This is a genomic window from Wolbachia endosymbiont (group A) of Urophora cardui (assembly GCF_964028435.1).
Classification (GTDB): domain Bacteria; phylum Pseudomonadota; class Alphaproteobacteria; order Rickettsiales; family Anaplasmataceae; genus Wolbachia.
Genome location: NZ_OZ034774.1, coordinates 58832 through 71247, shown reverse-complemented (window position 1 = coordinate 71247; position 12416 = coordinate 58832). Strand labels below are relative to the sequence as shown.

Here is a 12416-nt window from a genome sequence, read left to right as displayed (position 1 = left end):
AATCGCGGTATTACGTAGGGAAACCTTTCTTGGGCTAGCTATATCAATAGCATTGCTTTAAAAAGAGTGCCCATATTTTCAGTCAACCTTAAGAATTCACTAAAGATCCTATTCCTTTGTTCATCACTTGCGCTTTTCATTAAAGCCTGGGTTCTTTCTTTTATGCCAAAAAGATATAAAAATTCTCTTTGAGTTAAAATCTCGCAATCTACGTGTTTTAATGAATCTTTTAATGCTTGAAAGTTCACAAGTGCAGTAATATCACTATTACCAACATTCTCAAGAAAATTAGCATACTTATGTTGTTTTATCGATTGCAAAGTGCTCTTATACGCGGGGTATACATAACCGTAATCTATAATCAAAGCAGCTCCTTTATTATTATGTATCTTCTTCTCAAGTTTTTTTAATATTTCAACCCCAGTTGAACATATTTCCACCACTGCACCATCGAAACTCCCTGTCATGCAAGTAGCTGACACTGGAATCCATGATTCTTTTTTTCTGGATTCCAGTGTCACGCACTGGCATGACACCAAGAGACTGCCATCATCTTGTTTTGTCACCCTATTTTCATACCACCCCTCATCACGATATACAAACTGATCTATCGGAAGAGCGTCAAAGAACTCATTTGCTAAAAAAATGGTTGGTTGTTCTGGTAGGTTGTCAATATCTTTGTGCCAATTAACACCTAAGCCTTTTAATTTTTCCTTTTGTATCTTCCGTAAAGTAGGGCTTATTTCAACTAAGTGGATCAACATTGAATTAAAAAAGCTGCTGTATTTTTTAGTGACTCTTATTATATCGTGAATGAGTGTTCCTTTGCCTGGCCCAAGTTCAACTAGAGAAAATTTTGATGGCTTTCCTAATTTTTCCCATGTATGCATTATCCAAACTGCAATTACTTCACCAAATAATTGGCTGATCTCAGGTGCAGTAGTAAAATCACCATCCTTACCAAGTGGTAATCTACTCGTATAATAGCCGTATTTTTCATGGTACAAAACGGCATTCATGAAATCACTGATGGATATTGATCCTTGACTTTTGTCAATTAATTCGTGTATATAAGTGAGCATGTTATTAATAAATGTTTAACTATAGCGTGCCATAATATAAAATAGTAGAGTATTTATATATATAGTATAAACTTAAGTTTGTGAGTAATAGTGCTTCAGTTATGGACGACAAAAACACCGATTATGTTGCCCTTATACCTCAAGATGATAGTATTGAATACAAATTTGAAGAAGCTGTCAATTTTATAGAAAACAAGGTTATAAATGCTGATGGACTAACTTTAGCGGAAGTGTTTCAAGTGCTAGTTCAAATGCTAGATGGTGATCTAGAATTGGTAAAAAAAGTACTAGCATATGCTAATATTATGGCAAAGCATGGAATGAAGGTAGCAAAAGAGTCGCAATTAAGCAGAGCTGATGTTCGCCGAGCTTTGGAAGGTAAAGAAAGTGTTGTCAATAGACAAGATTTTATAAAGAAACCACCTCTTCCACCTGCTATAAAATCGACCAAAAAGAAAAGTAGAGGTCTTTAGATGGCTGAATCTATAAAAAAATTTACTGTACAATGTGACTTCAAAGGACAAAGTTCACCTTTTGCAATATATATAGGAAATCCAAAAAGTGATGCTCATCCAATTCATCATCAAGATTCCTGGCTTGTAAAAGAACGTGGAGGGAATATCCCTAATAAAGTAAAAGAAAGTCTACAAAAATTATATAAACTATCTCAAGAAAATGGAGTCTCTTTCTCAGAGTTATGTGCGTATGCCATTACTGTGGTTAGTAATAATGATAAAAAAAGTGACGACAAGCAGTGAAATAGTTTAATCCCTCAATATTTCATTTATAGAGGTTTTCGATCTCGTCTTTTCATCCACTTTTTTTACTATAACTGCACAATAGGTTGAAATGTTATTTTTAGATGGAATAGACCCTGGTACCACTACAGAATAAGGTGGCACTTCGCCATAAAATACCTCGCTAGTTTCTCTATCAATAATCTTTGTTGATGCTCCAATAAACACACCCATGCCAAGGACTGATCCTTCTCTCACTACCACACCCTCGGCTACCTCGCTACGTGCTCCAATAAAGCAATTATCTTCTATAATGACAGGTGAAGCTTGAATAGGCTCAAGGACTCCACCTATTCCCACTCCACCGGAAATATGGCAGTTTTTTCCTATTTGCGCACAGCTACCAATCGTTGACCAGGTATCTATCATTGTTCCTGAATCAACATATGCACCAACGTTGATAAAACTTGGCATTAGAACAACATTTGTACCTATATAAGCAGATCGGCGGACAAAACACCCAGGAACTGCTCTAATTTTTAACTGGCGAAATTTCTCCTCATTCCATTCACTAAATTTGTTACCGATCTTGTCAAACCAGCAATTGGTATTGTCTATTATTTTGTTTTCTTCAGTGAGAAAATGTAATAATATTGCCTGCTTTATCCACTTATGTACTACCCATTCTCCACTTGATAGCTTTTCTGCTACTCTAATTTTGCCACTATCAAGGAGCTCAATTACCTCTTTAATTGCTATTCTTGCTGTTTCCTTTAGGTTACAGTCATTAAATTTTTCTCTATTTTTCCAAATATTTTCTATCTCACTTTGTGTTTTTTTTAGTTGCAAACCTTCCATTTGTTATATATATTAATATTAAATTTATAGCTCTGTATCATTTGAGCTTGTTACCACTTTATATGTAAGTGCTATGAAAATACAATGTAATAGTTGTACTAAAACTTACTTAGTATCTTCTGAGCAAATTGGTGCATTTGGAAGAAAGGTAAAGTGTATGAACTGCAATCATATATGGCATGAACATCTAGAAGAAGCGTCAAACAAATCGCACTCTGCTAATATACAGGAAAAAAAAATTAGTGGAAGGAATTTTTTACAAAATCTAGCATTTACCACTCTAGCTTTTGCAACAGCTACAGGGTTATGCGTCGTAATTGCTAATGGCATCTTTCCTAGAGAGATGAACAAAGCATACAAAACGATCAGTTCATATAAGGATTCAATAAGCTATAAATTAGGGTACAAAAAAGAACAAACAGAAAATCCAAATGTAAAAAAACTTGTTGTAAATAAGTTTTATCAAGACTACCTTTTTTTATCTAATTTAAGATCTAGTTAAATAGGCATAAATCATCGCCGATATCGGTATCCAGTTCCTATAGCTACTCAGATGATGCAAATAGTATTAGGGTGACAGAGTCTTAAAAATAAGTTATTTTTTAGTAAAAAACAGCTCATGAGTATTAAAATTGCACCTTCTATACTTTCAGCAGACTTTGCAAAATTAGGAGAAGAAGTAAGAAAAATTAGCGATTTAGGTGTAGATTACATACACATAGACGTTATGGATGGGAATTTCGTTCCAAATATTACAATTGGTCCTAGCGTTGTCTCTGCAATACGTAAATATAGCAATCTTCCTTTTGATGTGCATTTAATGGTCAAATCTCCTGGTAACCACATTGAAAGCTTTATAAATGCTGGTGCTGATATTATCACTGTACATGCAGAAGCAGAGATACACCTTGAGAGGTTGATAAGAAAGATAAAGTCATACAAAAATGTAAACGACGCAAAAAAAACGATTCAAGCTGGAGTCTCAATTGTTCCTTCAACTTCCCCAAGTGTGCTTGAATACATAATACATAAGCTAGATATTGTGCTGATTATGACAGTCAACCCTGGCTTTGGAGGGCAGGAATTTATTCATTCACAGTTGAACAAGATATCTACTATAAAAAAAATGATACAGGAGCGTAATCTTAAAACACAAATTTCAGTAGATGGTGGAATTAACTTTTCTAACGCAACTGATATAATAAAAGCAGGTGCTGATATTTTAGTTGCGGGATCGGCGATATTCAAGGCTGAAGATATTAAGAAGGCCGTAAATGATCTTAAAAATCCATCGTGGTAATCCTATATAGCTAGTGCAGCCCTACGTCATACCGCGATTCATTCGCGGTATCTCAGCCGCTAACACGTAGCGGAATGTTGGCAAACCTAAGATCTTTAGCTAGTTAACACAAATTATTTCTATTATCTACCAATTTGAAAAAGTCTCTGGTCCAAGTAGTCAAGCTACTTGGATGACAAGAGGTAACGCAAGAAGTTTACTTTTAATAAAAGCCTGATGATGAATCATTATTACCAAATTTCGGCTTATTTCTGTTGCTGAAACCAGAACGAGGACGAGAAGGCTTCTTATGGTAACTTCCTCCAGGTTTTCTATTAAATGAATTATTGTAATAATTATCCCTGTCATTTGGACCATCTTTCCTTTCCTCGTTGTAAAGCTCACCTTCAAAAAACTCTCCCGTCTCTTGATCAACTCGACGTCTTGACAACTTTGGACACCCACCTTTTTCGAAGTCAATTACTAGTGCTTTGAAAGTATCATCTTGTTTAAGTATGCTCTCTATAGAATCTATGTGTTCATTAGCTACTTCACTTATGTGCATTTTTCCTTTTCTGCCATTAAGAAATTCAAGCTCTACAATAGACTTCTCTATTTTTACAACTTTGACATCAACTATAGAACCTTGTTCTAGTTCTGTTATTGAATCAATCATCATACTCTTTGCAATTTCAGCTTCAGTGCCACTCGTGGCAAAAACAGAAACTTTACCATCATCTCCTATTTCAATTTTTGCATTACTTCTTTCACACACACTGCGTATATTTTTTCCTTTAGCACCAATAGCTGCAGAAATTTTGTCTTTATCTATGTAAAATGATAACATCCTTGGTGCATGGTCTTTGACGTCATCACTGTGTTCTGAAATCACTGCATTCATTTTTTCTAAAATATGTAATCTTCCAGCTTTTGCCTGTTCTAAAGATTTTTCAACAATTTCAAAGCTTATACCAGAAATTTTCATATCCATTTGTAGTGCCGTAACCCCTTCACTAGTTCCTGCTACTTTAAAGTCCATATCACCAAGATAATCTTCATCACCCAATATATCGGAAAGTATCACATACTCGTCTTTATCTTTAATAAGGCCCATAGCAACTCCAGCAACAGGGGCCTTTATTGGCACACCCGTATCCATTAAAGCAAGAGAAGTCCCACAAACTGTTGCCATAGAAGAAGAACCATCAGACTCCAAAATTTCGGACACTACTCTTATTGTATAAGGAAATTCAGATTTATCGGGTAAAACAGGATGAATTGCTTTCCAAGCAAGTTTGCCATGACCGATTTCTCTTCTTCCTGGTGCACGTACAGCAGAAGTTTCTCCAACAGCAAATGAGGGAAAGTTATAATGCAACATGAAATGCTCACGTCTATCCCCTTCAATATCATCCACAATTTGCTCATCTTGAGTAGTACCAAGAGCAGTAACAACCAATGCCTGAGTGTTGCCTCTTGTAAACAGCGCAGAACCGTGAGTTCTGGACAGAATATCAACTTCAACTTCTATCTGACGTATCTCATCATGCTTACGACCGTCTATCCTTACACCTTTCTTCCTAATTATTTCACGTACTAAAGATCTTTCAAAGTTTTTTACTGCATACGTAATTAACTTTTCATCTTTTCCAGTCTCTTTAAGAGTATTCAATATATTCTCTCTGACCGCTTCTAGAGCTTGAACTCGCTCTTGTTTTACTGTTTGCGAATATGCTTTTTCAAAATCTTTACCGTATTTTTCGAGCTCTTGTGTTATATCTGATGTATCAACAGGAGCAAAGCTTTCAGGCTTATTGCCAACTGTATCAGCAAACTCTTTTATGAGCTTAATGACAGGTTTAAGGTGTTCATGGCCAAATTTTATTGCATTAAAAACATTTTCTTCAGAGAGCTCTTTCACTTCTGACTCAACCATTAAAATCGAATTTTCATCACCAGACAAAAACAGATCCAAGCTGCTTGCTTTCATCTCTTGAACAGAAGGGTTGAGTATATAGTTATTATTTTCATCACAACCAACTATCACTCCAGCTATAGTAAAGTGAAAAGGAACACCAGAAATCGCAAGAGCTGCAACAGCACCAATCAATGCTGGCACTTCAGGAGGATTGACTGTATCATAAGTTAATAGATTACACATCACACTAATTTCATCATGAAATCCTTCTGGAAAGAGTGGCCTTACACTCCTATCTATTACTCTTGAGATTAAAGTTTCTCTATCAGATGGCTTGCCTTCCCTTTTAAAAAAACCACCAGGGATCTTACCCATGGCATAGCTTTTTGCGATAAACTGCACATTTAAAGGTAGGAAATCAACGCTTTCTTCCTTCTTTTTACGTACAACAGTTACTAAAACAGAAGTATCACCGTAATTTACAACTACTGAACCATGAGCTTGGCGTGCTATTTTTCCTGTTTCTAAAGATAAGGTACGACCACCCCACTCTATAGATTTTTTTATAATTTTAAACATACTAAATTCCTCGATTATTTTCTAATGCCTAACTCCTCTATTAATTCCTGGTAGGCTTCATTACCAAATTTACGCTTTATATAATTTAAGTGCTTGCGTCTTCTACCTATCAATATAAGTAAACCACGCTTAGAGTGATGGTCATGCTTGTGCACTTTAAAATGCTCAGTTAAGTTACTGATCCTCTCGGTCAAAATTGCACATTGTACAAAAGATGAACCTGTATCATCCTCTTTAATCGCATATATATTTATCAAACTCTTTTTCTTTTCGGATGTTATCGACATCTAAACCTCATTTTAAATATTAAAAACACGAATAGGTTTCACACAACCATAAATAAAACTGCAGATTGCAATAGGTACACTACCCACTATCGTACAACAAATATCATAATTCTTTAAATTACGCAAGTTATTTAATACAACTTCCTGACCTTTTCTGATTTTCCCCGCATCTTCTGGGGAAATTTCAATTTTGAACATCGATTTTAAAGCCGATTCAATGGGAATGATGAAACTTTTTGCATTACTCCCTGTACCTTTTATTACTCCAGTATCACCTTTTGTTATCGGAGAGTAAGTTATTGTGTTTCTTTCAGCGAGCTGTTCAATTGTCACTGATTCGTTTTCTCTAAAGTCACCTACCATAGTTCTTCTTAATTTCGTAATGTGTCCAAAACAATTTAATGCAATGCCAAGATCCCGAGCAATTGATCTCACATATACACCACTACCGCACATCATAGAAAAATTTGCACTATTATTTATGGTGTCCACAGATATCAATTTCAGCTCATGTATTTTGACTTGTCGGGGTTTTATATTTACCTTTTGCCCACTTCTTGCCAATTTATACGCCCTTGCTCCTTTAATTTTTATTGCTGAAAATTGAGGAGGAGTCTGCTTGATCTCACCAATAAAATTTTTAATTGCACAATTTATTTGATTATATTCGGGTTTTATATCGCTAGTTCTAATGATATCACCACCCAAATCATCCGTTGTTCTTTGTTCGCCCCATTTTATTGTAAAATCGTATGCCTTTAAGTCACAAGATAAATACGGTACAGTTTTTGTTGCCTCGCCAAGAGCAATTGGCAACACACCTGAAGCTAAAGGATCAAGTGTTCCCAGATGACCAGCTTTCTTAATTCCAAAGATCTTTTTAACTTGGGTTACAGCTTGTGCAGAACTAATTCCTATTGGTTTATCGAGATTCAGCCAGCCGTGTATCATATGTGAATTATATACAGCTGATGACAGTTTAGGAAGCAGCTTGAAATATATACTTTAAATAATAATGTAAAAAATAGCTTGACTAACATGCATCTATTAACACATACTTAATCCTTTTAAGGGGACTATTATGACTATAAATACAAATAAAAGCATATTGAAGTGGGAAAACACTGCACATATAACAAAAATGAGTATTGAAGGTTTAGTTGCACTTGCATCTTTAGCGGGAACAATAACGGCAATATTAATTGCTACTAAAGTAATTGCTGGACCTGCATCTTTAGCACTTGTTGCTAGCCCTGCTGGAATTGCAGTTCTATTTATTGCCGCTGTATATTTTGCCGCAGCAGCTTATGCTTCATATCAGCAAATGCAGAAGAATGAAGAAATAGGAGTGAACGGTACAAATGGTAAGGATGGTAAAGATGCAAACTTTGCTACTCTTGTCAAAGATGTGGTAAAGAGTGGTACGATTGTTGAAGAAACAGTTAAAAAAGACGGCGGTAACGATGTTCAGCAATTATTCCTGACACTTCCAATTGCTGATTACAAAGAACTAGCAAAAAATAATGAACCAGTTCACATATTATTAGCAGATGGGAAAGTTGTTAAGCTTGCACACGTAGCTCCTGAAAATAATGCTACTGAATATAAGGTGCAAATAACTAAAGTTGCTGAAAAAACAACTGTTGCTGACATGAAAGCAGCGTTAGGTATGACTACTGATTCTAAGCCATCAAAAGTTGCGGTGAGTAATGAAGCTTTGGAAGCTTTAAAAGGTAAAGTAGCAACTAACTTAGCAGATGTTGCATTAGAAAATGCTATATCAAACGCTAAAAAAGTTTAAAGTTAATGAAAGAAGAGGTAGAGGTGGTTCTGCCTCTTTTTTTTCATTTGAGAAGAGTTACGGTAATCTATCCCACATCTCAACTACATCCTTACTAAACTCTATTATCTCTACTTTTTTAAATTGGTAACAGTTGTTGGTGGATTGAATTCCTAAATTCCCTATAAAGGGGATGGCATCATTACCTAAAATTTTACCACTGCGGCAGATTATCAGCCTGTCGATTAAACTATGCTTCAGTAGCTCTGTGATTAACACTCCTCCACCTTCAACTAATAGCCTTGTTATACCAATTTCTGAAACAAGTTTTGATGCCATGTCTTTTAGGCAGACTTTATCGATAATGTCAGGCTCCGATGTCATTCCAGCGCGTGACGCTGGAATCCAGTTTTCATTATGCAATTGCTTGAAGTTTTCTGGATCCCAGTGTCTGGGCACTGGGATGACAGGAGAAGGCGTTAGAATGACAGGAGAGTGTGTTGGGGTGACATCTGGAATAACAGGAGGTTTGTGATTTGAATTGACTATCAAATAATTAATGTTTTTTATTTTTCTCTCTATTTCTCTGTTTGTAATCACCCAAGTTATTATTTTATCTGCAGTCTTTGCAATATTATGCTCTTCCTGCAATTTTTCCTGGCTATCAATAATTAGCCTTATTGGCGATCTACTTCCGAGTTCTGGTAATCTGCAAGTTAAGAGTGGATTATCGTTAATAAGAGTATTGCTGCCAATCATAATTGCATCATATTTTGCTCTGAGCTCATGCACCCAATTTCTCGTATCTTCACTTGTTATCCATTTGCTATCGCCTGTAAATGTTGCGATTTTTCCGTCAAGAGTTGTTGCAATTTTGCAAGCTATAAATGGTCTATGAAATTCTTTAGTGGTGAAAAAACCGACATTCAGTTCTTCTGCCTCTTTTTGCATAATACCTTGCTCAACTTCAATTCCTGCTTCTTTCAGAGCTTTAATGCCTCCACCTGAAACTCTGCTATCTGGGTCAATAGTTGCAATTACTACCCTTTTTATTCCAGCTCTTATGATTTCCGCAGTACATGGTCCTGTAACTCCAAAGTGGCAACATGGCTCGAGCGTGATATACATAGTTGCACCATGGGTTAAACCTTCTGCACTTTGCAAAGCAACCACTTCTGCATGTGGGCGCCCACCTACTCCTGTATATCCCTCACCAATGATTATACCATCTTTTACAATAACACACCCGACAGTAGGATTTGACGCAACATTCCCAAGATTTTTTTCTGCAAGCCTTAATGCAATTGACATGAAATGATCATCAGTCATTAGAAAGAAGTCATTTCATATGAAGTGTCGAATATTCTCCTGTGCTCATGTATAGCAAATCTATCTGTCATTCCCGAGATATAGTCGCATATTACTATTGAACGCTGGGATTCACAAGCAAGTTTGCTCCACTCTGTGGGAAGTAATCTTGGATTTTCATAAAAACATTGAAAAAGTTCCTGTATTATGCGTTTCGCTTTGTTCATCGTTCTACTCAGTTTATAGCTTCTGTATATTTTCTCCATGTTGAATCTTTTCATTTCTTTTGTAGCATTCGCAACTTCTGGTGAAAATGTGACTAGCATTTTATTTAGACTTCTTACGTCTTCTACACTTTTTATTTTATGATCTTCAATATTTCTTTCAGTCTGAGAAACAACATCACTTATCATAGTTCCTATAGTTCCACTCAGTGATTCATGTATGAGTTTGCTCTGAGGTAATTCTGAATATCTGCTCCTTATGTCTTTAAACATTTTTTCAATTAAAGGAACATTCAGCAAATCTTCGATGGTTACTAAATTTGCTCTGAGTGCATCATCAAGATCGTGAACACTGTAAGCAATATCATCGGCAATTGAAGCAACTTGCGCTTCAATGCTTGAAAATTCCTCAAGTTTTAGATCATATTTTTCATTATATTCTAATAACAGCTGATTATTTGTAGAAGACTCCGCGTTTTGACCAAGCAAGGGACCATTATGTTTTGCAACCCCTTCAATCACCTCCCAACTTAGATTCATACCATCAAAATCAGCATGTTTTTGTTCAAGATAAGTTAAAATTCTTATAGCTTGAACATTATGATCAAATTCATACTTCTCACTATCAACTTGAACTAGAGCATCCTCACCTGTGTGACCAAATGGGGGATGACCAAGGTCATGTGCAAGCGCTATGCATTCAGTGATGTCCTCATCTAAGCTGAGCCTGCGTGCGATGGATCTTGCAATTTGTGCAACTTCAAGGCTATGAGTCAGCCGAGTGCGATAGTAATCGTGCTCGTAATTGATAAAAACTTGTGTTTTGTACCCCAATTTCCTAAACGCATTAGAGTGAACAATGCGATCCCTATCACGCTGAAAGCAGCTGCGATTCTCATCTTCTGGCTCTTTGAAGTATCTCCCTTTTGTTTTGCTTGGAAAGCATGCATAACTTAATAGAAAATTATTGTTTGACATGTAAAATTTCTACTATAATAAATTATCAATAATAAACGGTGGTTACTATGTCAACAAATTACAACATCAACTTAACTGATAATGCACTAAAAAAAATCCACTTTCTTGCAGAGCAGGAAGGGGATAAGAGTTCCGTTTTGCGGGTTGCAGTTTCAGGCGGTGGATGTTCTGGCTTCAAATACAATTTTCTTATGGATCAAATGAATAAAAATCTATCTTTGGATGATGAAGATGATGATTACGATGATGAGTTTGATGACGAAGACGAAGATGATGACTATGAAGAAAGCGAGGACTATAGAAGCCACTCCAATTTTAGCGAAAAAGGTAAAGATATAGTAATTAATGATGAAAATGGAAACCCTGTATTAATGGTTGATAATTGTTCAGCAAAATTTTTAAATAACTCAGTTATAGATTATACTGAGGATCTCAATGGTTCTGGTTTTCAAATAAAGAATACCCTTGCTAAGTCTCAATGTGGTTGTGGTAACAGTTTTTCGGTTTAATTATTACCAAAATTTAGATGCCTTCTGGGTCTTTTAAACATGGGTGATAATGTAGCTCTAGAACTAACTTCTGTAGATAAAAGCTTCAAGGACAATTCTGCTGTTGTAAAAGACATCAACCTAAGTGTCACAAGAGGGCAAGTAGTAGCGCTGATTGGCAATTCAGGTGCAGGAAAAACAACTATATTGCAAATCGCAGGCTTGTTGGACAAGCCAACTTCAGGTATAGTTACGATAGATGGAATAAATTGCACACAAGCCAATAATAAGCATAAAACCCATGTAAGAAGAAATTTTCTTAGTTTTGTTTATCAATTTCACTATTTGTTACAAGAGTTATCGGTGTTGGAAAATATTATGCTTCCTCAACTTATTGCAGGAAAAAGCAAAGCTGAAGCAAAAAAAAATTCGCAAGCAATGTTGGAAAAATTTGGTTTGGAAAACAAAGCAAGTAGCATGGTATCTGAAGTTTCGGGTGGGGAAAGGCAGAGAGTTGCAATTGCAAGAAGCATTGTAAATTCTCCAAAGCTTTTACTTGCAGATGAGCCAACAGGAAATTTAGATCCAACAAATTCTTTTAACGTGTTTTTACTGCTACATTCATACGTAAAGGAAAATAACAGCTCTATGCTTATAGTAACGCACAATCATCTCCTTGCAGAAAAGGCAGACTGCATTTTCCAATTGAGAGATCGATCATTAGTGAAGTTGTGAATAGGAAAAATAGCACAATTTAAAACTACCTATGCCTTATACTTATCTAACCAATGATCATTAACAGAGTACAACTCGCATGAAACGCTTTCATTGCTTTTTATACACGGACTTTTTAACTTACGCTGTTTACTTAGGGAACACCCCGATAACATAAACACAG

General features: G+C 35.9%; 14 protein-coding genes. 7 read left to right on the top strand and 7 right to left on the bottom strand.

Annotated features, from left to right (window positions below; all coding sequences use genetic code 11):
* Positions 1–38 precede the first annotated feature (38 nt).
* A complete protein-coding gene (locus ABWU38_RS00405; RefSeq protein WP_253309925.1) occupies positions 39–1082 on the bottom strand; it encodes a class I SAM-dependent methyltransferase in 1044 nt (347 codons plus the stop codon).
* Between the two features lie 101 nt (positions 1083–1183).
* Between ABWU38_RS00405 and ABWU38_RS00400 the strand changes: the two genes are divergently transcribed.
* Positions 1184–1555, top strand: a complete 372-nt coding sequence (locus tag ABWU38_RS00400; protein WP_353273101.1) for a hypothetical protein — start codon at positions 1184–1186, stop codon at positions 1553–1555.
* Entirely contained in the window at positions 1556–1840 is a 285-nt protein-coding gene (locus ABWU38_RS00395) for a DUF2610 domain-containing protein (RefSeq protein ID WP_007549418.1), read from the top strand.
* Between the two features lie 6 nt (positions 1841–1846).
* On the opposite strand, the gene dapD is transcribed toward ABWU38_RS00395, so the two are convergent.
* On the bottom strand, positions 1847–2677 hold the full coding sequence (gene dapD, locus ABWU38_RS00390) for a 2,3,4,5-tetrahydropyridine-2,6-dicarboxylate N-succinyltransferase (RefSeq protein WP_253309923.1): 831 nt from the start codon (positions 2675–2677) through the stop codon (positions 1847–1849).
* Between the two features lie 73 nt (positions 2678–2750).
* On the opposite strand from dapD, the gene ABWU38_RS00385 reads away from it, so the two are divergent.
* A complete protein-coding gene (locus ABWU38_RS00385; RefSeq protein ID WP_341822958.1) occupies positions 2751–3179 on the top strand; it encodes an MJ0042-type zinc finger domain-containing protein in 429 nt (142 codons plus the stop codon).
* 117 nt (positions 3180–3296) lie between these two features.
* The gene (rpe, locus tag ABWU38_RS00380; RefSeq protein ID WP_353272287.1) at positions 3297–3977 is read left to right on the top strand and encodes a ribulose-phosphate 3-epimerase; all 681 of its coding nucleotides are present in this window, start codon (positions 3297–3299) and stop codon (positions 3975–3977) included.
* A 202-nt stretch (positions 3978–4179) separates the two neighbouring features.
* On the opposite strand, the gene pnp is transcribed toward rpe, so the two are convergent.
* Genes pnp through truB form a run of 3 tightly spaced genes read right to left on the bottom strand, consistent with a single transcriptional unit; the run spans position 4180 to position 7688 of the window.
* Positions 4180–6453 carry a polyribonucleotide nucleotidyltransferase gene (gene pnp, locus ABWU38_RS00375; RefSeq protein WP_353272286.1) on the bottom strand — a complete coding sequence of 758 codons (2274 nt, stop codon included), beginning with the start codon at positions 6451–6453 and terminating at the stop codon, positions 4180–4182.
* Between the two features lie 14 nt (positions 6454–6467).
* Complete coding sequence (rpsO, locus tag ABWU38_RS00370) at positions 6468–6740, bottom strand: 30S ribosomal protein S15 (protein ID WP_353272285.1); 273 nt, start codon at positions 6738–6740, stop codon at positions 6468–6470.
* A 12-nt stretch (positions 6741–6752) separates the two neighbouring features.
* Positions 6753–7688, bottom strand: a complete 936-nt coding sequence (gene truB / locus ABWU38_RS00365; protein ID WP_353272812.1) for a tRNA pseudouridine(55) synthase TruB — start codon at positions 7686–7688, stop codon at positions 6753–6755.
* Between the two features lie 133 nt (positions 7689–7821).
* Here truB and ABWU38_RS00360 point away from each other — a divergent pair, with 133 nt between their 5' ends.
* Entirely contained in the window at positions 7822–8541 is a 720-nt protein-coding gene (locus tag ABWU38_RS00360) for a hypothetical protein (RefSeq protein ID WP_353272284.1), read from the top strand.
* A 57-nt stretch (positions 8542–8598) separates the two neighbouring features.
* On the opposite strand, the gene ribD is transcribed toward ABWU38_RS00360, so the two are convergent.
* On the bottom strand, positions 8599–9849 hold the full coding sequence (gene ribD, locus ABWU38_RS00355; protein ID WP_353272283.1) for a bifunctional diaminohydroxyphosphoribosylaminopyrimidine deaminase/5-amino-6-(5-phosphoribosylamino)uracil reductase RibD: 1251 nt from the start codon (positions 9847–9849) through the stop codon (positions 8599–8601).
* Positions 9849–11030 (bottom strand): deoxyguanosinetriphosphate triphosphohydrolase, encoded by a 1182-nt coding sequence (locus ABWU38_RS00350; RefSeq protein WP_264687883.1) that lies wholly within the window; start codon positions 11028–11030, stop codon positions 9849–9851. The genes ribD and ABWU38_RS00350 overlap by 1 nt, the downstream gene beginning before the upstream one ends.
* A gap of 47 nt (positions 11031–11077) precedes the next feature.
* Here ABWU38_RS00350 and ABWU38_RS00345 point away from each other — a divergent pair, with 47 nt between their 5' ends.
* Together ABWU38_RS00345 and ABWU38_RS00340 are read left to right on the top strand one after the other, a co-directional pair.
* On the top strand, positions 11078–11539 hold the full coding sequence (locus ABWU38_RS00345; protein WP_353272282.1) for a HesB/IscA family protein: 462 nt from the start codon (positions 11078–11080) through the stop codon (positions 11537–11539).
* A 39-nt stretch (positions 11540–11578) separates the two neighbouring features.
* Positions 11579–12253: an ABC transporter ATP-binding protein gene (locus tag ABWU38_RS00340; protein WP_253309781.1), complete on the top strand. Its 675-nt coding sequence runs from the start codon at positions 11579–11581 to the stop codon at positions 12251–12253.
* The last annotated feature ends 163 nt before the right edge of the window (positions 12254–12416 follow it).